Here is a 21114-nt window from a genome sequence, read left to right on the forward strand (position 1 = left end):
CCTTTGTTCTAGTCAGCGTCCGAGTGCACGCGCGGGTGCAGCGTGCCCACATACGGCAGGTCCCTGTAACGCTCGGCGTAATCCAGGCCGTAGCCGATGACAAACTCGTTGGGAATATCGAAACCGATGTCCAGCAGATCAATCTTGGCCGTCTGCACCTCCGGCTTGCGCAGAAGAGTAACGACTTCGAGGCTCTTCGGGTTCCGGTTGCGCAGATTGCGCAGCAGCCAGGACAGGGTCAGGCCGGAGTCGATGATGTCTTCCACCACGAGCACGTCGCGGCCGGCGATCTCTTTGTCCAAGTCTTTCAAGATGCGCACCACGCCGGAGCTCGTAGTGGAGTTGCCGTAGGACGACACGGCCATGAACTCCATCTCCGCCGGAATGGTCAGCTTGCGCGCGAAGTCGGTGAGGAAGAACACAGCACCCTTGAGCACGCAGACCAGGATCAGGTCTTCTTCCGAGTCGCGGTACTTCTCCGAGACCATGTCCGCCAGCTCCTGGATGCGCGTTTGGAGCACATCTTCCGGGATCAGAATCGCCTCGACGTCATCGCCGTAGCGGTTCGCTGGGACCTTGAAGTCCTTCTTGTCGTGCAACTCGGTCATGGGTTGGCCCTTCCCTTTCGCGATCTTAGCGCTTCAGTTTGCGTTTACGTGCGCGTAACTTCCACATCTTGCCACCTGCCAGGCGGTAGGTACAACCATCTGCGGGGTTCGGGTCAGCCGCGACGCCAGTCCAGGCAACGCAGACCTTTCACGCGCGAGAATTCACCTGTGTTCGCGGTCACCAACACGAAATCACCCGCCAACGCCTGTGCGGCGATCCAGCGGTCATTCGTCCCGATGAGTTTTCCGCGCCTCGCCAGGTCAGCGGTCACCTCCGCGTAATGGTGAGCAGCGCGCTCATCAATCTCGCACAGGCCAAAGCCGCTGACCAACATATTCACCGTTTGCCGCGCGAGGTCGGGGTCACGTGATCGAGCGGCCCCGACGTAGAGCTCACCAAGCACAATGGTGGAAAGCCGCACTGCGCCCGGCAGTACTGCAAGGAACCGCTCGATTACCTTCTCCTGCTGTCCCCGCTCGATATCGATCCAAACATTCGTATCCAGCAGGTACATCAGTCCAGCCCGGCCTCATCGTCGCTGAGCACAGCGTCATCCAAAAGCCCGTCGCAATCTTCGAGGATGCCGCCTTCAATGCCGTGCGCAGCTTGAAAATCTCGAAGGCGGCGAACCACATGGCTCATCGACTCTTCAACGGGGCGCAACAGCAACCCTTCCGGGACCCGCTCGATGGTCACCTCGTCAGTGTCCAGCCGATACCGCGACGGAATTCGCACCGCTTGACTATTTCCAGACTTAAAGACCCGCGTTGTTGCCCTGACCATTCTGCACCTCCTATGTATATACGAAAAGAATATACATAGCGGATCAGTTACACAAGGGTCAGCTTCCTTTTCAGCGAACCGTTGCAAACTTTTGAGCAACCATGCGATGATCGCGTGCAGGAATTCCGAGAGAGACTCCGTTGGTTCACGACCAAGATTTCCACGAAAGAGGGAGACTCGGGTTCGATTCCCGGCCCACCTTGGTGGTGTAGCTCAGTGGCAGAGCCCCTCTTTACTTATATCCGCCCTGGATTTCCCCCAAAATAGCCAGCTGTCCACCCTCACGCACGACCGCGCGCCCGCCCGCGACAGCCACGGGCCCTTGCCCATGCCAATCGACGACCAAGGCTTCCACCGCATCGAGCTGGTCGCCTTGCACCGGAACACCCTGCTCCAAAAGCCATGCAGCTAATCGACGCCTCCGGACCGGCCCCGCATCCGCCTTCAACTCCGCACAAGAGGTGGTCGGTGCGAGGTCCGTGAGCGACGCGATCAAAGCCTGGTCTGCCGCGATCCGGTCAGCCGCTGCCGCGAGCGCGGGCACAGCGTCGCCGCCGAGGAGATCGCTGAGCAGGGGCAGCACCTGGTTGCGCATGGCCACGCGGCGGAAGGCCGGGTCGGCGTTCATCGGGTCGTGCCACGGATCGAGGCCCAGTTCCTCGCAAGCCCCGACGGTGTCCGCGCGGCGTATACCCAGAAACGGCCGGACGATGCGCCCGTTGCGCGGCGCCATGCCGGACGGATTGCCGCGCAGCGCGCCAAGCAGGAGCGTTTCCGCCTGGTCGTCGGCAGTGTGGCCGACCCAGACGTCACTCCCGTACGCCAGCAGCGCCTCGTACCTGGCGCTTCGCGCGGCCGCCTCCAAGTTGCCCTCGCCAACCTCGACGCGGACAACCTCGGCTTCGAGGCCGAAAGCCTCAACCGCTTGCGCTGCCCGCTCGGCAACCTCGGCCGACCCGTCTTGGAGCCCGTGGTCTACCACCACGCAGCGGACGTCTTTGTTTTCTGCTGCTGCCGCGGCGGCCAACGCCAGCGAGTCAGGCCCGCCGGACAGCCCGATGATGGCGGGGTCGTCGAAGGGGCGGAGCGCTCGTCGACAAGCGAGAAAGTGCGGCGAGCGGCGCGGCCAGAACGGCTCCATCAGAACTCGCGCAGCGCGGAGGTGAACTCGTCCATCGCGCGGCGCGCGGCGAGGACGTCGGCGTCGTTGCAGATCAGCGCGAACGTGTAAACGTTGCCGTTCACGCTGGTCACGGTGCCGGCCAGCGACGCAGTGCCGTCGAGCGTGCCGGTCTTCGCGCGCACCCAGCCGCGGCCCGGAAGGTCGCCGTAGCGGTCCAGGAGCGTGCCCTCGCCAGCGGCCACCGGCAGCGCGGAAAGCAGCGGGCGCAGCTCGGGCATGGAGGTGGCGTCGTACAGCACCGCGTCCAAAAGTTTCGGCGCGATGAGGTTGTCCGCGGACAGCCCGGAGTTGTCGCGCAGCACCAGCCCGGCGGTGTTGAAGCCGCGCTCTTCCAGCACGCTCAAGGTCGCCCCCGGCGCGTCCGTGGTGCCGCGCGCCAGCGCCACTTCGCGCCCGATGGCCTCGGCGTAGACGTTGTCGGAGTTCTTCATCATCAGCTCGAGGCGCTCCACCAGCGTCGGCGACTCCACTGCGGCGACAACCTCGCCGTCCGCAGCACCGACGCCGACGTTCTGCGCGCCGACGCGCTCCGCCAGCGCCTGTGCCACCTCGAGCGCCGGGGTGTGGGAACGGGCCACGTCGCCAGAGGTCTCGCCGTTTAAGCGACCGCCGGAAAGCATCGCCGGTTGCAGGGGTGCGACGAACCCGCCATCGATGTCCAGTGGGTCCCAGCCCGGCATCAGCTCCGGCATGCCCTCCCAGGCGGAGGTGTCGATGAGCACCGTGTCGGCCTGCCCCACCTGCTGCGCTAGCTCGTCCATGGCGTCGGCGTCCAGCCACACGTCGCCGGCGGCCTTGATCACCACCTCCCCCGGGTTCGCGCCGCGCACCACCTCGGTGGTGATGCGGTCCTGCGAGCCCAGGCTCAAAAGCGCCGCCGACGCGGTGAGCACCTTCGTCACACTCGCCGGTGTCAGCGCTTCGTCGGAGGCGCGGTCGAACACCACGTCGCCGCTGCTCGCCTGCGTCACGTGGCCGTGGAACACGCCCAGGTCAGGGTTATCGGCGAGCGAGGCCAGGGCCGTTTCGAGCGAAGTGGCGTCGATAGGCGAAGGCGTCGCGGGCTCGAGCGCCTGCGGAGCCGACTGCAGCTCATACGGCGGCGCGTGCGTGATCTCCGAGAGCTGCTCATGCGCCGCGATGCCGAACCCTGCGACACCGCCGACCGCGGCGAGCGCGACGGCGCCTGCGACCCAAGTCCATACCTTCATCGGCCAAAATGGTAGCCGAAGTATGATGGCGTGCGGACATTCACCAAATTCAGGCACCGAATAAAGGAGAAGTAATGGCTATCGAGGTCATCATCGAGATCCCCAAGGGCTCCCGCAACAAGTACGAGGTCGACCACGAGACCGGTCGCGTCTTCCTCGACCGCTACCTGTTCACCCCGATGGCGTACCCGGCGGACTACGGCTTCATCGACAACACGCTTGCCGATGACGGCGACCCGCTCGACGCCCTTGTGATCACCCCGGAGCCCGTCTTCCCGGGCGTGACCGTGATCGCGCGTCCGATCGGCGTGTTCAAGATGACCGACGAGGCCGGCGGCGACGACAAGCTGCTCTGCGTCATCGACGACGTGCGCTACGAGTCCTACCAGGACATCTCCGACGTCTCCGACTTTGTCAAAGACGAGATCGAGCACTTCTTCGTGCACTACAAGGACCTCGAGCCGAACAAGGAAGTCACCGGTTCCGGCTGGGGCGACAAGGCGGAGGCGGAGAAGATCCTGCAGGCCGCCCTCGACGAGTTCAAGCGCGTCGGCGACAACTCCCGCGAAAGCCTCGAGGCTGACAAAGAAGCCAAGACCGTCAACTAATTTGCTTGTCGACGGCTAAAGCCGGGCCAGTATTCAGACCCTGGCCCGGCTTTTTGTTTGCGCTGCTAGAACCAGCTGCGCTTGAACGCGAAGCCGAGGCCGATCGCGGAGATCGCGGCCGCGGCCACCGGCAGGATGATCGCCAGTGGCGAGACGCGCTTCGGCTGTTCGGGGGTGGGCTCCGGCGCGATCGTGGTTTCGACGACGGTCGTGCGTCGCTCGGTGGACTTCTGGCTTGTCGACGGCTGCGTTTCCGGCTCCCACGTCACCGTCGTCCGGACCGGGGTCGGGGCAACCTCAACGACCGTGGAGTTGCGCTCGCCGACCCACTCGTAAACGTTGCCGTTGTTTGCCGGGGTGGGCTCTGGGGTGGGGGTAGCGGTAGTCGTCGATAGGCGAGCTGCTCGCAGGTCGTTCGCCTGGATGAGCACCTGGGCATCCAGCGGCTGCGGGGTCTTGGCAACCTTGCCTCGGTTGGAGCCGTCCTTCATCAGCGCGTCGTCGCAGGAGTGCGCCAGGCCCATGGCGTGGCCGAGCTCGTGCGCGATGGTCATGACCAGGCTCTCGTAGTAGCCGTTGCGCAAAATGTCCGGGTTGAGCAAAAGCTCCATGTTGTTCACGTTGCCCTGCACGCGGCCGACGACGTAACTGCCCAGGTTGGCCTCGCGCACGGCGACCACCTTGTAGCCCGGCTGGTCAACGTACTCGAAGCGCATCAGGCCACCGGTGGCGTTTGCCCACTGGTCGGTTGCCTCGGTGATGTACGGCTTGTACTTCTCAGGCGCATAGATGCGCAGCACGCCGTTGTCGACGGCGTTTTCGCTGCTGCTGAGCAGGAAGTTGGCGATGTTCGGGATCGGCTGGCCCATGTTCGCGGCGGCGGTGGCGGCGCGGCACTCCGCACCGATCGGGTCGACTGCGGCCTGAGCCGGAGCGGCGAGCGTGCCCGCCGCAACTGCGACCGCACAGCTCGTTGCAATCAGATGTCTATAATTCACCAGACCAGAGAACACCATTCTCCAAGCTGGTGCAAATCTGCGCGTTTAAACCAGGCGGCGACGGGCAAACGCGAAGAATCCCGCGCCCAGGACGCTGGCCAGGACCAGCGCGAACAGCGCGCGGGCGACGGTGTTGGAACCGGTCTCCGCCTCCATGCCTCGGGCGGGCGCGGCGTACGGGGTTGCGATCTCGTCGTTGACGGCGGCCTCGACAGCCTTGCCCGCAGCACGCGCCGCCTCCAGGCCCTGACGGCCGATCTCGCCAGCGTTGGCCTGGATCATCGCGTTGGAGTCTGCGGTCTCTTCCGGGGTGACGTCCGCGTTGACGCGGGCGACGTCGGCGACGAAGGTGTGGCCGTCCTTGTTCAGGAAGAACGTCTTGCCGTCCAGGGTGAGCACCGGAGGAAACTCCACTAGGCCGTGCGCGACGGGGTCGTCGCTGGCAGGGTTCACGTCCTCGGCGCCGAGCGGCTCCTCCGGTGCGTTGTCCGGGGACGGGGCTTCGACGGGAGTCTCGGCGGGAGCTTCGGCCGGGGTCTCGGTGGTTTCCGGATCCGTCGGAACCGGCTCGCCCGTCGGCTGGTCGGAGGGTTGGTCCCGGACCACGCCGGAACCGATCAGCCCGGCAACCGCGGCATCCGCCACGGCGACTGCGCGCTCCTGCTGGCCGCTGTCCAGCTGCACGTACGGCTGCGCCGCCTCCTGGAGCGTGCGCACGTAGTGAGAGCCTTCCTCGTTGAGGAAATACTGCTCGCCGCTCACATCAGTGGTTTCGGCCGGCAGGTCTTCAGCGGTTGCGGCGACCGGCACTGCAAGCAGCGCTGCGGCTGCAGCGGTGGCGACGGCGGCGGCACGGGTGGGGCGGTACATGACGGGCTCCTAGGAGACTCGGGGAAACTTGAGAGGTTAAACCTCAAGCATTGGTTGAGAGTTTACACACTTTGTCCCCACTTTTCACTCCAGTAACACGAGTTTCTCACCAAAAAATGCAGATGAGGCCCGGTTACCTTTTCATAACCGGACCTCGGGGGCGCCTGAAGTTAGACCAGGAAGCGGCGGCCAGCCACGAAGGCGGCAGCGCCCAGCACGGACGCAATCACCAGCGCGAACAGGGTGCGCGCGATGGTGTTGGAGCCAGTCTCAGCCTCGACGCCACGGTTCGCGGCTGCAGCAACCTGCTGCGCGGCGATCTCGTCGGCGTGCTCAGCACGGAGCTGATCGGACTTCTCCTTCTCCTCCGGGGTCGGCTGCTGGTTCACACGCTCGGAAGAGCCGACCAGGGTCTCGCCGTCCTGGTTGAGAAAGTAGGTCACGCCAGCGATGACGACCGGGATGCCGATCGCAGCAGCAGCGATGCCCGCAATCGCACCCGGGGACAGCTCGGCGTTATCCTCGCCAGCGGCGCCGTTGGAGCTGCCCGCGCCAGCGCCGCCCAGGTTTGCATCCACAGTTGCGGAGACGGTGGTGTCCGTACCCGCCGGCACCGTAAGGGTGGTCGCGGTGGAGGTGGAGGTTGCAGAGGCGGTAGCCTCGCCGGTCGCCTCCGGCGCCGGGGCCTGAGGAGTGGTGGTGACCGTCGAATCGGCGGAGTTCTGACCAGCCTGGTTGAGATCCTTCTCGTTCCCCAGCACGATCGTCTCACCAGAGCCGTCCGCAAGGGTGGCGACAATGTCACCGTTGTCTGCCAGGGAAACCTTCGCGGCGTTCTCGGCGCCGGCCGGGGCGGCTGCAGCCTCCTTGTACTCGCCGTTGATCAGCTCGTAGTACGTGCCGTTCGGGGCAACGATAACGGCCGGGAAACGAGCCTCGATGATCTTCGTGGCGACCTCGGTCGGATCGATGTCGGTCTGTGCGTCGGCGGCGGGGGTTGCGGAAATTGCGATCGCGCCGGCCATTGCGGCTGCGGCGAGCGTGCGGATGGTGCGCTTCATAAGGGGCTCCTATCGGGAAAGTCTAAACCTCAGGTCGAAGGTTACGCCACAACAGTAAGCACCTTTCACACAAGTCTCAACTAAAACTTCAGACTTTTTGGGCAACGCCTGAAAACGCGCAGGTCAGCACCCGCAAAAGGACGTAAAAATCTTGACTACCGCGGCTCGAAGGCCATCTCGACCTCGTCGTCGGTCGCTGTTCCAGCCAGCTGCCACCCCACCACAGCGTTGCGCACACTGTCCGCCAGCAGGTTCGCCGGCTGGATGCAGGAAATGGTCAGCAACCTGCCCGGCATCGGCCCCGTCCCCCAAATCTCGGTGTTGCTCGCCAGCGCACCTTTGTCCGGGTCATGCAGGTCGGTCGCGGTGTACTTCAGCCAGTCCTCGCCCGAGGTTTCCGTGCGCACGAACAGCGTGTCGCCGGTGGCTACGGTGTGGCGTTCGGCTTTGCCGTCGTAAAGCTTGTTAAAAACCGCGTCTACGCCCGCACCCGTATGCCCCGCCACGACCACGATGTCGCCGGCGTTTGTCCCCGGCAGCTCGTAGGGGTAGTCCTGCCCCGTCAGCGCGCACGCCTTATCCATGCTTTTCGGGTCGATCTTGCCGTCCACCACGCGGCAATCCGCTCCCTCAAACCCGGCGCGCAGCCCCAGCACCGGCACCACCATCTCCACCGGTCGCCCCTGTGTGATCGAGGCTGCAGCTTGTCGACGAGGCTCCGCCGACACCGACGTCTCCTGCTCCGGCGCCGGGTGGTCCGAAGGTTCGTCGTGAGGCAATGCCTTGAAACCGGCGCGCACAAGAAGAAACAAAATCAGCAGTGCGGCAATGCGGCGAACGTGGTACTTCACGACGGTTATCATACGAGCCATGAAGGAAGTTTCCGTAGATCAAGTCCCCGCAGATGCACAGCTTATCGACGTCCGCGAGCCCGACGAGTACGCCGCCGTCCGCGCCGAAGGTGCCGTGAACATCCCCCTGTCCGAGTTCGTCGCACGCACCGACGAAATCAACCCGGACCAGGACATCTACCTGATCTGTAAGTCCGGCGGACGCAGCGCGCAGGCCAGCGAATACCTGGAGCAGGCCCGTGGCTGGGACAACGTCATCAACGTTGCCGGCGGCACCACCGCCTGGGTAGAGAAGGGCCTGCCCCACCAGAACTAGGCAGTCTTAGGCGATCCCCATTGTTGGGCGCGTAAACGTAGTTATGATGAGGGGCATGTCCGCCCTCCCCGAGCTACCGTCCACACTGGCCAAGTCGCCCCATTTCCAGGTTGAACGCGTGCGCAGGCACACCAAAGACGAGGTAGAGCGCACCCTGGCTAAACACTCCTCCACCATGCGCGAGTACTGGATTCTCACCTGCGTGGACGGGGAGCCGATGAGCCAGCGCCAGCTTTCCGAGCTGCTGTCCATCGACGCCTCCGACATGGTCCGCCTGATCGACAACCTGGAAAACAACAACTGGGTCACCCGCGAACGCGACCCGAAAGACCGCCGCCGCCAAATCGTCGCCGCCACAAAGAAGGGCTCCAAAGCACTGGCGAAGCTTGCCGCGGACGTGGCCGAGGCGGAGGACCGCGCGCTCGAGGCATCTTCCAACAAGCAGCTGAAGAGCCTGCGCAAGCTCTCCCAGGCCCTCGCGGCGGAGGAGTAGGGCGCTTCGGCGGCTACCCTTTCCGCCCCTGCCGCCCCTCTTCTCCGCGGATCCAGCTACAAGGGCCCAGCTAATCGGCCCCTGGAGGCGAAAATCGAGGTGCGGTTAGCTGGATCTGACCGGGGAATGGTGGCGCGGGGGCCAGCACGAGACCCCAGACACCGCAACACCGACAACGTGGGCGGTCGCAAATAGTTGGCATCTCCCATGATTTGCGGATTTTCAACGCGCTATTAGCCTTATTCGCATGTCTCAGGCCGAAAATCCGCTCCTCCGCAGCCACCTCGCCCCGCCAGAGCGAACGCTTATCGACATCCTCACGGCCACCGCCGCCGAGTACCCGGATGCCGCCGCGATCGACGACGGCGGCGCCAACTCTGCCAGCGACGGCGTGCTCACCTACGCCGAACTCGTCGACGAAATCGAGCGCCGCGCCACGGAGATGCGCAAGATGGGCGTGCCTGATGGGGGTCGCGTGGGGGTGCGGATGACGTCGGGAAGCAGGGAGCTCTACCTTGCAATCCTGTCCACGATGCGCGCCGGCTGCGCGTACGTGCCGGTGGACGCGGACGACCCGGACGAGCGCGCGGAGACCGTTTTCGGCGAAGCGGACGTTGACGCGATCTGGACCGACGACGGCCTGCGGGTGCTCAAGCCTGCGCAACCGGCCCCGTTGGGCGAGGTCACTCCGGACCACGACTGCTGGATCATCTTCACCTCCGGCTCCACAGGTAAGCCGAAGGGGGTGGCGGTGACGCACCGCTCCGCGGCCGCGTTCGTGGATGCGGAGGCGCGCCTGTTCTGCCAGGACAACCCGCTCGGCCCGGACGACCGTGTGCTGGCCGGCCTGTCCGTGGCCTTCGACGCGTCCTGCGAGGAGATGTGGCTGGCCTGGGGCCACGGCGCGTGCCTGGTGCCGGCGCCCCGCGCGCTGGTTCGCTCCGGCCAGGACTTGGGCCCGTGGCTGATTCGCCGCGACATCACCGTCGTGTCCACCGTGCCAACGCTGGCCGGGCTGTGGCCGAAGGAGGCGCTGGACAACATCCGCCTGCTCATCGTGGGCGGCGAGGCATGCTCGCAGGAACTGACCGACCGTCTGGCGGAGGGCCGCGAAATGTGGAACACCTACGGCCCCACCGAGGCGACCGTGGTGGCCAGCGCGAAGCAGCTATTCCCGGGCGAGGCCGTGACCATCGGTTGGCCGCTCGACGGCTGGGATTTGGCGGTGGCCGACGACGGCGAGCTGATCATCGGCGGCGTGGGCCTGGCCCGCTACCTGGATCCGGAGAAGGACGCCGAGAAGTACGCCCCGATGGGCGATTGGGAGCGCGCCTACCGCACCGGGGACCACGTCAAACTCACCGATAACGGCCTGGCGTTCATCGGCCGCGCCGATGACCAGGTCAAGATCGGCGGACGCCGCATTGAGCTGGGCGAGGTGGAGGCCAACGTCGCCTCCCTCGACGGCGTGTACAACTCGGCCGTCGCGGTGCAGGAGCTGCCGTCGGGCGACAAGGTGCTGGTGGGCTACGTCTCCCCCAACGAGGGCACCGAGCTGGACGTGCCGCACATGCGCGAGCGCCTCGCAGAACTTATGCCGGCGGCGCTGGTGCCGCGCCTGCACGTCATGGACGAGCTGCCCATCCGCACCTCCGGCAAGGTGGACAAGAAGGCATTGCCGTGGCCGCTGCCCGCCAGCGTGGACGCGGTTGGCTTGAGCGAGACCGAGACGTGGGTGGCGGAGCAGTGGGTTGAGGTCCTCGGTCTGGACGTGCCGGGCCACGACGCGGACTTCTTCGAGCTCGGCGGCTCCTCGCTTGCGGCCGCCGCGCTGATCACGCGCCTGCGCGAGCGTGTGCCCACAATCGCGGTGCGCGACCTCTACGACCACCCCAGGTTGGAAACGCTTGCCTCGCTTATCGACGAGCTCGCGCTGTCCAACCGCACCGCCAAGCGCGAACGCGAGGTAGAGCCGGTCGGCGCCGGCACCCGCGTGGCGCAGACTTTGGCGCTGATCCCAGTGATGACGTTGAAGGCCGCTACGGCCGTGACGTGGGTGGCTATCGCGGCGAACCTGCTGGGCTTGACCGAGCTGAGCTGGTCCTGGCTGGCCGCCGCGTTCGTGGTGCTGTGCACCCCGTTCGGGCGCATCCCCATCGGCGCGCTGGGCGCCCGCATCATCCGTGGCCGCATCAAGCCCGGCGTGTACAAACGCGGCGGCGCGCGACACGTACGGCTGTGGGCGGCCGAGCGCTGGCTGGCGGCCTCCGGCGCGCTGAATATCTCCAGCGCCAACGCCGCGAAGATCACCGCCCGCATGCTGGGCGCGAAGATCGGCAAGGGCGTGGACATGCACGCCTTTGCACCGGTGACGGGCCTGCTTTCCATCGGCGAGGGCTCCGCCATCGAGCCGGAGGTGGACCTGTCGGGTGTGTGGCTTGACGGCGACGAGTTCCACGTCGGCGAGGTGCGTATCGGTGCGGAGGCCCGCGTCGGCGCGCGCTCCACGCTCATGCCTGGCACTGAGATCCGCGACGGCGCGCACGTGGAGGCCGGATCCACCGTCACCGGCCGCAAGCCTGTGAAGAAGCGCTCGCGCTGGGCGGGCTCCCCCGCGCGCAAGGTGGGCCGCTCCAAGCACCGCTTCCCCAACGAGCGTCCGCCGCGCCGCCCGCTGTGGGCGTTCGGCTACGGCTTGACCTCTCTGTTCCTCGCGCTGCTTCCGACTGCGGCGGCTGTCGCTGGCGCCGCCGCGACGGTGGGGCTGGCGCACCTTACGCACACCTCGTCGGTGTGGGGCCTGCTCGTGTTCGCCCCGGTCGGCGGGCTGGTCTACATCGGTTGCGGTCTGGGGTTGACGTGGCTGGCCGTGAGGTTGACGTCGATAGGCGTAAAGCCCGGCGTGTTCCCGGTGCGCAGCGTGCACGGCTGGGCGCTGTGGACCGTGACCAGGCTTATGGACGACGCCCGCACCCGCTACTTCCCCATCTACGCGGGCCTGGCCACCCCGGTGTGGCTGCGGTCGCTGGGCGCGCACATTGGCGAGCGCGCCGAGGTGTCCACTGCCGTTATGGTGCCGAAGCTGACCGAGGTGCGCGACGGGGCCTTCCTTGCCGACGACACCATGGTGGGCACCTACGAACTCGGCGACGGCTGGATCCGCACCGACCGCACCGTGGTGGGCAAACGCTCGTTTTTGGGCAATTCCGGCATGCTCGCGCCCGGCCGCAAGCTGGCCAAGCAGTCGCTGGTTGCGGTGCTGTCCGCGTCCCCGAAGAAGTCCAAGGCGGGCTCGAACTGGTGGGGCTCCCCGCCGGAGCGCATGCGCCGCGTCGAGGTGGAGGCCAGCGGCGAAGCGACCTACAAGCCGTCCGCGTCCCTGATGCGCAAGCGCGGGTTGATTGAGACGCTGCGGCTTTTGGCTCCCATGACGCAGGCGGTGCTCGCCGCGGTGTTCGCCGCGGGCGTGGTGACGCTGCTTGAACACTTTGGCTTCTGGACGTACCTGCTCGGCGGCCTGGTGTGGATGGCCGTGGGCGTGCTCGCCGTGCTGTCCGCCGTGGTGGCGAAGTGGGTGCTGGTCGGTCGCCATAAGGCTGCCGAGCACCCGCTGTACTCCTGGTTTGTCTGGCTCAACGAGCTGCAGGACCAGTTCGTCGAGGTTGTCGCCGCGCCGTGGTTCTTCAACTGGGCCTCAGGCGCCGGCGAGATGAACCTGGTGCTGCGGGCGCTGGGCGTGCGCGTGGGCCGCGGCGCGTGGATCGAGTCCTACTGGTTCCCGGAGACGGACCTGTGCGTGGTGGGCCGCGGGGCAAGTGTCGGCCCGGGCACGGTGGTGCAGACGCACCTGTTCCAGGACCGCGTGATGTCCCTGGACACGGTGTCTATCCTGGACTCCGCAACTTTGGCCGCCCACTCGGTGTCCCTGCCGGGCTCCGTGATCGGCGCGGGTGCGACGGTGGGGCCGGGCTCGCTGGTCATGCGCGGCGACGAGGTGCCGGCCATGACTGTGTGGCAGGGCAACCCGGTGGAGCCGCAGTAGGGGTTTATTGCCCTACGATCTGTGCAATCCCTTTCATTGGGAGTAGCAGGTGCAGCGGCTCGCCTGGGAGTTCGCGGAAATCGGCGTGGCGGAGGTAGAAGTCCTTCGCCGACTGGTCGAGCGCGTGGACCACAACTGCTGCCGCCCCGGCCGCCGCTGCAGCTGTGAAACACCGCGCTAAAGCATCGCGTAACAGCGCTCGACCAACGCCTTTGCCCTGCGCACCCGCGTCCACAGCCAGCCGAGCAAGAATGATCACGGGAATCGGATCCGGCCGGCCTCTTGCGAAGCTGCCCGGTGCGGCCTCCTTTTCCAACCCCCCGGTACAGATCGCGTAATAGCCAGCGACGTGCTCGTTCCACGTCGACACATAGACCGCGCAGTTTTTCGCGCGCTGGTTTTGCATCGCAAACCGGTGGAACCACAAGTCCAAGGATGAGACTCCACACCGAAACGACGCTCGGTCATCGCTTTTCACCAACTGCCGTGGCGGCTGAAGGACGCCTTCAGCCGCCAAAGCTGAATTCCTTCCCGAATGGACTGTCTGCCGCAAACAGCTCAGCCAACTTCCTAAAGTCTGCGGGATGCTCTAGAAGTTTCTCCACGTGCGAGAAGTTCTCTTCACTCAGAACGAACCAGCGCTGATCAGCGAGCACCATTTCAGCTCGCTCAACAGCGCTCTCCAGCACAAACTCCGAGACTGACTTATTAGTCGCCTCCGCAGCCTGCCTGAGCCGGTCATCTTGCACCGCAGTGGTCCGAATATTTAACCGGCGGTCCTTCACTGTCATTTGCCTCTCCCCTCGATGATGTACGCACATTGTACATACGGTGCGGTGGCGTACGTCAACGGATCTGAAACGGCAGCCAGTGGATCAGTGGATCAGCTCCGGGGGCACTGCCGGCAGGCCGAGGCCACCCAAAACTTCCTGCACACGCGGCGCAAGCACCGCAAACGCCCCGCCAATCGCGGCGAGAATGCCAATAGCTACCGCGATTTTCTCGCCGGTGGAGGAACCGCCAGCGGTATCCGCGGGCGTATCCGGGTTGGGCTTGGCCGGGGCGTTGGCCGCGGGCGCCACCACGCGCTTCTGTTTGGAAAAGTCCTGGTACTTGGTCATCTTCGCCTCGCCGTCGGGGTTGGCCAGGCCGCGGCCGTCCTTGAAGTCCCATGCCTCGACGCGGATGCGGTCGTCGTAGACCTTCACACGCAGACCGGTCGCGGCCTTGTCGTCCACGATCTCCTCGTCGTGGTCGCCGTCCGGCAGGTACTCGTTCAAGATCGCGCCGGTGTTGACCACGGGAAAGCCGATGGCGCCCTGCATGGTGCCGTCGTAACGCCTAGTGCCCCACCAGTTGTTCTGCTTCAGCGAGGAGTGCGAGTGGCTGGTAAACGCCACCACGTCGTTGTACTTGGACAGCACGTCAGAGATGGCCTGCTCGTCCTCAAAATCGTTCTGGTACCAGGCGGAATGGCTCATGGACACCGTCCCCGGCAGCAGCGGGTGCGTGAACACCAGCGCGGTCACGCCCTGTGCGTCCCAGTGCGCGAGGCGCTCATCCAGCCACTTGAGCTGTTCAGCGGAGATGCGCTGGAACGGCTCCTTGCCTCCGCGGTCGATGTCGGAGTAGTACTCCGTGTTGATGGAAATCAGCGGCGTGCCGTTGACCACCACCTCGTTCCACGGTTTGTCTTGTCCGGAGTATTTGAGGAAGCGCTGCATGTGCACCTCCGAAATTTCCTTGCCGTACATCTCGTGGTTGCCAATGGTCCACAGCTCCACACCCGAATCGTGCGGCGCCTCCTCGCGCGCGGCGAGGAATCTGTCCCACTGCTCCTGGCTGCCGTTGTCCACCAGGTCGCCGTTGATCACCAGCGCGCCCGCTTTCTCCGGCATGGCATTGAGGCGGCTAATGGCCAGCTTGTAATCCTCCGGGTCGTCCTGCGGGTCGGAGATGACGTCGATGATGGTGTTGGGCTTGTCCGCGATCTTGGTAAACGGCGCACGCACCGTGACGTTGTCCACTGCCCACCAGTAGTCGTCGTTGCCGCCGAGGTAGCCGAAGGTCACCTGCATGGTCTTGGCGCCTTCCGGCACGTCGAGCTCAAAATACTCGTGTGAGGAGTAGCGGTCGTGCGTCAGCTTATCGACGACCTCCGGTTCCCCACCATCGAAACTCACCGCAACCTGCGCTACCTGGCCGTCCTTGCCCTGGCGGTAGTGCTGGTCAAACTCGAGGGCGACGGTGTCCTGGCCGGCAACGTCGATCGGCGCGGTGTTCATGCGCGCATCCATGGAGTCCCGTTCGGCCAGGCGCTGCTGCTTCGAGTCGATGATGGCGAACTGGTCGTGGCCTTGCGTGAAGAAGTGGCGCTCATCCGTGCCGGCGGCCCACGTCCAGTGACGCACGTCCGAGACCGTCCAACCGTTCCAGCGCGCCTCCCCGGAGGTCACGCCGGAGACCTTCTGCGACCAGCCCCCCGGCAGGTCGTGGGTGAAATGTGCGGGGTTAGCCACCCCGTCGAAGCTTTCGAAGTACAGGTACGGGCGGGTGGATTCGGGGAACGCGTCCGGCTGTGCAGCCAACGCGTGCGGGGTGGCGGCAGCGATCGTGAAGGCGGCGACAGTAAACGTGGCGGCGGTGTGGCGTGTTATCATGCATCAAAAATTAGCGCCAGCTTAGAGATTCCGCAGCGCAAGTTCAGACAGCAAAGTGCCCGGCTGACGGTTTCAGCCAGGCACTGTCTGCGGCTAGCCCCTCAGACGGAGCAAGAGCTCCTAGTCGCCGATCTGGTCGCGGCCGCGCTTCACAATCAGCGGGTCCGGCTCACCGACAACATCGTGGTCCTTGTTCGTGTACTCGAACTTGGACAAGATGTAGCGCATCGCGTTGAGGCGGGCGCGCTTCTTGTCGTTGGACTTGATGGTGATCCACGGCGACTCGTCGGTGTCCGTGTAGCGGAACTGCTCCTCCTTGGCGCGGGTGTAGTCCTCCCACTTGTCCAGGGAGGCCAGGTCCATCGGGGAGAGCTTCCACTGGCGCACCGGGTCCACCTGGCGGATGGCGAAGCGGGTGCGCTGCTCCTTCTGGGTCACGGAGAACCAGAACTTGGTCAGGGAGATGCCCGAGCCAAGGATCATGTTCTCCAGCATCGGCACCTCACGAAGGAACTCAGCGTGCTGGGATTCGGTGCAGAAGCCCATGACGCGCTCGACACCGGAGCGGTTGTACCAGGAGCGGTCGAAGAAGACGATCTCGCCGGCAGACGGGAAATGCTGGATGTAGCGCTGGAAGTACCAGGACGTGGACTCGCGCGGGGACGGCTTCTCCAGCGCCACGGTGCGCGCGCCGCGCGGGTTGAGGTGCTCGTTAAAGCGCTTGATGGTGCCGCCCTTACCGGCTGCGTCGCGGCCCTCGAAGAGGATGATGTGGCGCTGCCCGGTGTCCTTGGTCCAGTTCTGCCACTTCAGCAGCTCGATCTGCAGGGCGCGCTTTTCCTTCTCGTAGTCGTCGCGGGAAAGTCGCTCGTCGTACGGGTAGTTCTCGCGCCACGTCTGAATGGCGGTGCCGTCCGGCATGAGCAGGACGGGATCGTCCTCGTCGGTGTCGTCGACGACCCAACCCTCGGTCTCGGCGAGGTCGATCATCGGCAGTTCGTCGTCTTTATTGTCAGCCATGACTCTCAGTGTATTCGGCGCGGGCGAGGTCTGCCGGGGAAGTATCCAGATATGCAAAAAGCCCCGCCGCTTAGCGACGGGACCTTCGGCTCAAGGGCGGGTCTTAGATGACCAGGCCCATCAGGTCAGCGACAGCGCCGGCCAGTTCGCCGAGGTTGCCCAGCAGCTCAATGAGAGCGCCCGGAACGCGGGTGATGCCGTTGTCGCCGTTACCGGAGGAAAGTGCAACCCAGTTAGTCAATGCGTCCATGATGATTCTCCTTTAGGAAAGTTTGTGTCGAGTGAGGTGAAGGCTTACTTGTCGGTGACCTTGTCACCGAAGTCGCGGAGGGCCTTCGGGGTCTTCGTGAACAGCTTCTGGATGCTGGTGGCGAAGGTCTTGAAGGTCTTGAGAGCCTTCTGGATGGACTTGAGATCGAAAGGCATTGATTTCCCCTTTTCGATAGGTGCCAGTGTGTGTCTGGCAAAACTTGACAGGTACTGACACCCAGCGGGCGTCACAGGAGAAATTTTGCCACATCAACCAGCTACGTCAAGCGATTTCTGAAAATTAGATTTGCGCCACACAGGAAGCTTCAAGCTGACATGCGTTCACCGAAACGTAACCTTTTCGCGACCGGGCCGATAACCTGCTCCGACCAGTTTCCGAAAGTTAACACCGATTGAATATCCGCCAGAATGCGTAACTCAACCGCCTGCACGGGCGATCTATACACACCAAAAATTCCTCCCCCGCGGTGACTTTTTACACCATTCCGGGGGTGCGCCGAAGGGACGTCGATAGGCAAGAAAAAGCGCGCCCCGAAGGACGCGCTTTCAAGCCTCAAGGCTGATTTACATCATGCCCATAGCTTCCGGGTCCATGCCCGGGTTGGCAGCACCAGCCGGCTCCGGCTTGTCGGCCACGACAGCCTCGGTGGTGAGGAACAGCGCGGCGATGGACGCCGCGTTCTGGAGTGCAGAACGGGTCACCTTGGCCGGGTCGGCGATGCCGCTGGACAGCATGTCCACGTACTCGCCGGTTGCGGCGTTGAGGCCCTCGCCGTCCGGGAGGTTGGCAACCTTGTCGGCCACCACGCCCGGCTCCAGGCCAGCGTTCAGCGCGATCTGCTTCAGCGGAGCGGACAGAGCCTCGCGGACAATCTTCACGCCGGTTGCCTCGTCGCCCTCCAGGCCGAGGTCGTCGACGAGCTCGTTGGCGGCCTGCAGCAGGGCCACGCCGCCGCCGGCGACGATACCCTCCTCGACAGCAGCCTTCGCGTTGCGCACAGCGTCCTCGATGCGCAGCTTCTGCTCCTTCAGCTCCACCTCGGTGGCGGCGCCGACCTTGATCACCGCAACGCCGCCAGCCAGCTTGGCCAGGCGCTCCTGCAGCTTCTCGCGGTCGTAGTCGGAGTCGGAGTTGTCGATCTCGGCGCGGATCTGCTTCACACGGCCGTCAATCTGTGCCTGGTCGCCAGCGCCCTGGACGATGGTGGTCTCGTCCTTGGTCACCACAACCTTACGGGCCTGGCCGAGCAGCTCGATGCCGGCGGTCTCCAGCGACAGGCCGACCTCCTCGGAGATGACCTGGCCGCCGGTGAGGATAGCCAGATCCTGCAGCATGGCCTTGCGGCGATCACCAAAGCCCGGAGCCTTCACAGCCACGGACTTGAAGGTGCCGCGGATCTTGTTCACCACGAGGGTGGACAGAGCCTCGCCCTCGACGTCCTCGGCGATGATCAGCAGCGGCTTGCCGGACTGCATGACCTGCTCCAGCACCGGCACGAGCTCCTTAACGTTGGAGATCTTGCCGGAAACCAGCAGGATGTACGGGTCCTCGAGCACTGCCTCGCCGCGCTCCATGTCGGTGGCGAAGTATGCGGAGATGAAGCCCTTGTCAAAGCGCATGCCCTCGGTGACTTCGAGGTCCACGCCAAAGGTGTTGGACTCCTCAACCGTGATCACGGATTCCTTGTTCACGGCACCGTTGCCCACGGCGTACATCGCCTCGGCGATCTTCTTGCCAATCTCCGGGTCGGACGCGGAAATACCAGCGGTGGAGGCGATCTCCTCCTGGGTCTCAACTTCCTTGGCCTGATCCAGCAGGTACTTGGTCACCTTGTCGGTGGCGGCCTGGATGCCGCGCTTGATGCCCATCGGGTTGGAGCCAGCCGCGACGTTGCGCAGGCCCTCGCGCACCAGGGCCTGAGCGAGCACGGTGGCGGTGGTGGTGCCGTCGCCGGCGACGTCGTCGGTCTTCTTAGCAACTTCCTTGACCAGCTCGGCGCCGATCTTCTCGTACGGGTCCTCGAGATCGATCTCCTTGGCGATGCTCACGCCGTCGTTGGTGATGGTCGGGGCGCCCCAGGACTTCTCCAGCACCACGTTGCGGCCCTTCGGGCCGAGCGTGACCTTCACAGCGTCAGCCAGGGTGTTCAGGCCGGTTTCGAGGCCACGACGTGCTTCCTCGTCGAATGCAATCATCTTTGCCATGTGAGTGTGTCACTCCTTGTATATAGGCGTTCATGGACGATCACTCAGGTCGTCGGTGCAAGCAGGCGCCCGCGACGGCACGGCTGACGAGTGGTCTCAGCCTCACCCGCTCTATTCGTTTATTTGGCACTCGGTTTGCGTGAGTGCCAGCCACATTTTTAGCACTCGACGGGGTTGAGTGCAAGGAACGCAAGGGGTGTGGAGGATGCCGGGGCGAGGATGCTAACTGCTAGATGCTTACCGGCCCGAGGATGCTTACTGCAGGATGCTTACTTCTCGAGTAGCACGGGAGACAACGCCGGGGGTTACTCGAACAGTAGGCATCCTGGGGTAAGCATTTAGCCGGGTAAGCATCCTGGGGTAAGCATCTAGCCGAACAACACCGCCCAGAAACACCGCCGAACACAGCCACCGAGCCGGCCCCGCCAACGCTGCTAGCGTGGTGCCATGACTGCACAAAACGGATCACAGAACTACACCCCGCAACGCGACCGCATCTTCAACGACCTGTCCAAACTAGTCTCCTTCAATTCGGTGCACTCCACCCCTGAGCTGGCGGATCAGCACGAGGACGCCTGCGCCTGGACGGTGAACGCCCTGAAGGATCTTGGTCTGGACGTGACGCGCTACCCCACGGTGGATGACGCGGACACGATCGTCGCCAAGCGGGAGCCCAAAAACGGCGCACCGACAGTCCTGCTGTACTCCCATTACGACGTTGTCCCCGCGAACAACCCGGACGCCTGGACGAACAGCCCGTTCGAGCTGACTGAGCGAAACGGCCGCTGGTACGGTCGCGGCGCCGCGGACTGCAAGGGCAACTTGGCCATGCACCTGGAGGCGCTGCGGCTGCTGGAGGAAAACGGCGGCACTGACCTGGGCCTGAAGGTTGTGGTCGAGGGCTCCGAGGAGCTCGGCGGCAAGGACGGTCTGGGCAAACTCATCGTGGAAAAGCCCGAGGTGTTCGAGTCGGACGCGATCCTCATCGCGGACTCCGGTAACGTGGCCGTCGGTGTACCTACGCTGACCACCTCGCTGCGCGGCGGCGCGCAGGTGAAGGTGACGGTGGAGACGCTGGATAACCAGGTCCACTCCGGCAGCTACGGCGGCGGGGCCCCGGACGCCGCGCACGCCCTGATGGTTATCGCGAACTCGCTTTTCGACGAGCACGGCCGCACCACCATCGACGGCGTGGACACCACCGCGAAGTGGGACGGCGACGCTTACGACCGCGAGTCCTTCCGCCAGGATGCGACTGTGCTCGAGGGCGTGCAGCTGCTCGGCACCGCGGACGACGAGCCGGCCGACCTGGTGTGGGCACGCCCGGCGGTGACCATGATCGGCTTTACCTCCACCCCGGTGGCCGAGGCCATGAACGCGGTGAACGCCCGCGCGGAGGCCCAGTTCAACCTGCGCGTGCCGGCCGGCCAGAGCGCCGCCGAGATCGCGCAGAAGATGGAGCAGCACATCAAATCCCACACCCCGTGGGGCGCCAAGGTCGAGGTTGAGGTCAGCGGCGTCAACGAGCCCTTTGCGACGGATCCTTCGGCGGGCGCCGTGGCCGCGCTGGGCGAGTGCCTCAAGGATGCCTACGGTGCCGACAAGCTGTCCGTGGTCGGCTCCGGCGGCTCCATCCCGCTGACCATCACTCTGCAGAACACCTTCCCGGACGCGGAGATCGCGCTCTACGGCGTGGAGGAGCCGATGTGCGGCATCCACGGCGTGGACGAGTCCGTGGATCCGACGGAGATCGAACGCATCGCGGCAGCGGAGGCTGCTTTCCTGCAGCGTTTCGGCAAGTAGCACCAAAAATCGCTACAGTTAATTCCCAACGGCCGCGCCACCGGTGTTGACGCGTAGATACCCAGTTACCGCTGGAGTGAGTATTTTCTGTGTGAACTCAATGAGCTCCCCCGCTTGAGGCGCGGCGTGCC

General features: G+C 64.8%; 21 protein-coding genes. 5 read left to right on the forward strand and 16 right to left on the reverse strand.

Going from position 1 to position 21114, the window contains the following annotated elements:
- Nucleotides 1-8: 8 nt before the first annotated feature.
- The 5 genes from hpt to dacB form a co-directional block, all read right to left on the reverse strand.
- Nucleotides 9-608 carry a hypoxanthine phosphoribosyltransferase gene (hpt, locus tag CAFEA_RS09565; protein WP_063938910.1) on the reverse strand — a complete coding sequence of 200 codons (600 nt, stop codon included), beginning with the start codon at nucleotides 606-608 and terminating at the stop codon, nucleotides 9-11.
- Between the two features lie 113 nt (nucleotides 609-721).
- The gene (locus CAFEA_RS09570; protein ID WP_063938911.1) at nucleotides 722-1123 is read right to left on the reverse strand and encodes a type II toxin-antitoxin system VapC family toxin; all 402 of its coding nucleotides are present in this window, start codon (nucleotides 1121-1123) and stop codon (nucleotides 722-724) included.
- Nucleotides 1123-1392: an antitoxin gene (locus tag CAFEA_RS09575; protein WP_035000098.1), complete on the reverse strand. Its 270-nt coding sequence runs from the start codon at nucleotides 1390-1392 to the stop codon at nucleotides 1123-1125. The genes CAFEA_RS09570 and CAFEA_RS09575 overlap by 1 nt, the downstream gene beginning before the upstream one ends.
- Before the next feature lie 232 nt (nucleotides 1393-1624).
- Nucleotides 1625-2533: a tRNA lysidine(34) synthetase TilS gene (tilS, locus tag CAFEA_RS09580; RefSeq protein WP_063938912.1), complete on the reverse strand. Its 909-nt coding sequence runs from the start codon at nucleotides 2531-2533 to the stop codon at nucleotides 1625-1627.
- Entirely contained in the window at nucleotides 2533-3786 is a 1254-nt protein-coding gene (gene dacB / locus CAFEA_RS09585) for a D-alanyl-D-alanine carboxypeptidase/D-alanyl-D-alanine endopeptidase (protein ID WP_063938913.1), read from the reverse strand. Before dacB ends, tilS begins: the two co-directional genes overlap by 1 nt.
- A 74-nt stretch (nucleotides 3787-3860) precedes the next feature.
- Between dacB and CAFEA_RS09590 the strand changes: the two genes are divergently transcribed.
- Nucleotides 3861-4394 (forward strand): inorganic diphosphatase, encoded by a 534-nt coding sequence (locus tag CAFEA_RS09590; RefSeq protein ID WP_063938914.1) that lies wholly within the window; start codon nucleotides 3861-3863, stop codon nucleotides 4392-4394.
- Nucleotides 4395-4459: 65 nt separating this feature from the next.
- On the opposite strand, the gene CAFEA_RS09595 is transcribed toward CAFEA_RS09590, so the two are convergent.
- The 4 genes from CAFEA_RS09595 to CAFEA_RS09610 form a co-directional block, all read right to left on the reverse strand.
- Nucleotides 4460-5392, reverse strand: a complete 933-nt coding sequence (locus CAFEA_RS09595; RefSeq protein WP_143313231.1) for a zinc metalloprotease — start codon at nucleotides 5390-5392, stop codon at nucleotides 4460-4462.
- Nucleotides 5393-5437: 45 nt separating this feature from the next.
- On the reverse strand, nucleotides 5438-6262 hold the full coding sequence (locus CAFEA_RS09600) for a hypothetical protein (RefSeq protein WP_063938916.1): 825 nt from the start codon (nucleotides 6260-6262) through the stop codon (nucleotides 5438-5440).
- A gap of 170 nt (nucleotides 6263-6432) precedes the next feature.
- Nucleotides 6433-7323 (reverse strand): hypothetical protein, encoded by an 891-nt coding sequence (locus CAFEA_RS09605; RefSeq protein ID WP_063938917.1) that lies wholly within the window; start codon nucleotides 7321-7323, stop codon nucleotides 6433-6435.
- Between the two features lie 155 nt (nucleotides 7324-7478).
- Nucleotides 7479-8174, reverse strand: coding sequence for a sortase family protein (locus CAFEA_RS09610; RefSeq protein WP_238635385.1), 696 nt, complete (start codon nucleotides 8172-8174; stop codon nucleotides 7479-7481).
- A 19-nt stretch (nucleotides 8175-8193) separates the two neighbouring features.
- Between CAFEA_RS09610 and CAFEA_RS09615 the strand changes: the two genes are divergently transcribed.
- The 3 genes from CAFEA_RS09615 (at nucleotide 8194) to CAFEA_RS09625 (ending at nucleotide 13025) form a co-directional block, all read left to right on the forward strand.
- Nucleotides 8194-8490 (forward strand): rhodanese-like domain-containing protein, encoded by a 297-nt coding sequence (locus CAFEA_RS09615; RefSeq protein ID WP_063938918.1) that lies wholly within the window; start codon nucleotides 8194-8196, stop codon nucleotides 8488-8490.
- 55 nt (nucleotides 8491-8545) lie between these two features.
- Nucleotides 8546-8983 carry a MarR family winged helix-turn-helix transcriptional regulator gene (locus CAFEA_RS09620; RefSeq protein ID WP_063938919.1) on the forward strand — a complete coding sequence of 146 codons (438 nt, stop codon included), beginning with the start codon at nucleotides 8546-8548 and terminating at the stop codon, nucleotides 8981-8983.
- Nucleotides 8984-9230: 247 nt separating this feature from the next.
- Entirely contained in the window at nucleotides 9231-13025 is a 3795-nt protein-coding gene (locus CAFEA_RS09625) for a Pls/PosA family non-ribosomal peptide synthetase (protein ID WP_063938920.1), read from the forward strand.
- Between the two features lie 4 nt (nucleotides 13026-13029).
- Here CAFEA_RS09625 and CAFEA_RS09630 read toward each other — a convergent pair whose 3' ends face one another.
- From CAFEA_RS09630 to groL, 7 genes are all read right to left on the reverse strand, one after another.
- Nucleotides 13030-13458, reverse strand: coding sequence for a GNAT family N-acetyltransferase (locus tag CAFEA_RS09630; RefSeq protein ID WP_143313229.1), 429 nt, complete (start codon nucleotides 13456-13458; stop codon nucleotides 13030-13032).
- Nucleotides 13459-13531: 73 nt separating this feature from the next.
- Nucleotides 13532-13816 (reverse strand): type II toxin-antitoxin system TacA family antitoxin, encoded by a 285-nt coding sequence (locus tag CAFEA_RS09635; protein ID WP_063938922.1) that lies wholly within the window; start codon nucleotides 13814-13816, stop codon nucleotides 13532-13534.
- 84 nt (nucleotides 13817-13900) lie between these two features.
- Complete coding sequence (locus tag CAFEA_RS09640; RefSeq protein WP_063938923.1) at nucleotides 13901-15685, reverse strand: metallophosphoesterase family protein; 1785 nt, start codon at nucleotides 15683-15685, stop codon at nucleotides 13901-13903.
- A 120-nt stretch (nucleotides 15686-15805) separates the two neighbouring features.
- Nucleotides 15806-16705, reverse strand: a complete 900-nt coding sequence (ppk2, locus tag CAFEA_RS09645; protein WP_063938924.1) for a polyphosphate kinase 2 — start codon at nucleotides 16703-16705, stop codon at nucleotides 15806-15808.
- A 103-nt stretch (nucleotides 16706-16808) separates the two neighbouring features.
- The gene (locus CAFEA_RS09650; protein ID WP_156490112.1) at nucleotides 16809-16955 is read right to left on the reverse strand and encodes a hypothetical protein; all 147 of its coding nucleotides are present in this window, start codon (nucleotides 16953-16955) and stop codon (nucleotides 16809-16811) included.
- Between the two features lie 44 nt (nucleotides 16956-16999).
- Entirely contained in the window at nucleotides 17000-17131 is a 132-nt protein-coding gene (locus CAFEA_RS09655) for a hypothetical protein (protein WP_286131537.1), read from the reverse strand.
- Nucleotides 17132-17539: 408 nt separating this feature from the next.
- Complete coding sequence (gene groL, locus CAFEA_RS09660) at nucleotides 17540-19180, reverse strand: chaperonin GroEL (protein ID WP_063938925.1); 1641 nt, start codon at nucleotides 19178-19180, stop codon at nucleotides 17540-17542.
- A gap of 447 nt (nucleotides 19181-19627) precedes the next feature.
- Here groL and CAFEA_RS09665 point away from each other — a divergent pair, with 447 nt between their 5' ends.
- Nucleotides 19628-20983, forward strand: coding sequence for a dipeptidase (locus tag CAFEA_RS09665; RefSeq protein ID WP_063938926.1), 1356 nt, complete (start codon nucleotides 19628-19630; stop codon nucleotides 20981-20983).
- The last annotated feature ends 131 nt before the right edge of the window (nucleotides 20984-21114 follow it).

The sequence above is a fragment of the Corynebacterium afermentans subsp. afermentans genome (genome assembly GCF_030408355.1).
GTDB classification, from domain to species: Bacteria; Actinomycetota; Actinomycetes; order Mycobacteriales; family Mycobacteriaceae; genus Corynebacterium; species Corynebacterium afermentans.

Coding starts and splice junctions, on each gene's coding strand:
- CAFEA_RS09570 (WP_063938911.1), bottom strand. CDS start 1,123: ATGTACCTGCTGGATACGAATGTTTGGATCGATATCGAGCGGGGACAG.
- CAFEA_RS09600 (WP_063938916.1), bottom strand. CDS start 6,262: ATGTACCGCCCCACCCGTGCCGCCGCCGTCGCCACCGCTGCAGCCGCA.
- CAFEA_RS09665 (WP_063938926.1), top strand. CDS start 19,628: ATGACTGCACAAAACGGATCACAGAACTACACCCCGCAACGCGACCGC.
- ppk2 (WP_063938924.1), bottom strand. CDS start 16,705: ATGGCTGACAATAAAGACGACGAACTGCCGATGATCGACCTCGCCGAG.
- tilS (WP_063938912.1), bottom strand. CDS start 2,533: ATGGAGCCGTTCTGGCCGCGCCGCTCGCCGCACTTTCTCGCTTGTCGA.
- CAFEA_RS09650 (WP_156490112.1), bottom strand. CDS start 16,955: ATGGACGCATTGACTAACTGGGTTGCACTTTCCTCCGGTAACGGCGAC.
- groL (WP_063938925.1), bottom strand. CDS start 19,180: ATGGCAAAGATGATTGCATTCGACGAGGAAGCACGTCGTGGCCTCGAA.
- dacB (WP_063938913.1), bottom strand. CDS start 3,786: ATGAAGGTATGGACTTGGGTCGCAGGCGCCGTCGCGCTCGCCGCGGTC.
- CAFEA_RS09655 (WP_286131537.1), bottom strand. CDS start 17,131: ATGCCTTTCGATCTCAAGTCCATCCAGAAGGCTCTCAAGACCTTCAAG.
- CAFEA_RS09635 (WP_063938922.1), bottom strand. CDS start 13,816: ATGACAGTGAAGGACCGCCGGTTAAATATTCGGACCACTGCGGTGCAA.
- CAFEA_RS09625 (WP_063938920.1), top strand. CDS start 9,231: ATGTCTCAGGCCGAAAATCCGCTCCTCCGCAGCCACCTCGCCCCGCCA.
- hpt (WP_063938910.1), bottom strand. CDS start 608: ATGACCGAGTTGCACGACAAGAAGGACTTCAAGGTCCCAGCGAACCGC.
- CAFEA_RS09615 (WP_063938918.1), top strand. CDS start 8,194: ATGAAGGAAGTTTCCGTAGATCAAGTCCCCGCAGATGCACAGCTTATC.
- CAFEA_RS09640 (WP_063938923.1), bottom strand. CDS start 15,685: ATGATAACACGCCACACCGCCGCCACGTTTACTGTCGCCGCCTTCACG.
- CAFEA_RS09575 (WP_035000098.1), bottom strand. CDS start 1,392: ATGGTCAGGGCAACAACGCGGGTCTTTAAGTCTGGAAATAGTCAAGCG.
- CAFEA_RS09620 (WP_063938919.1), top strand. CDS start 8,546: ATGTCCGCCCTCCCCGAGCTACCGTCCACACTGGCCAAGTCGCCCCAT.
- CAFEA_RS09605 (WP_063938917.1), bottom strand. CDS start 7,323: ATGAAGCGCACCATCCGCACGCTCGCCGCAGCCGCAATGGCCGGCGCG.
- CAFEA_RS09590 (WP_063938914.1), top strand. CDS start 3,861: ATGGCTATCGAGGTCATCATCGAGATCCCCAAGGGCTCCCGCAACAAG.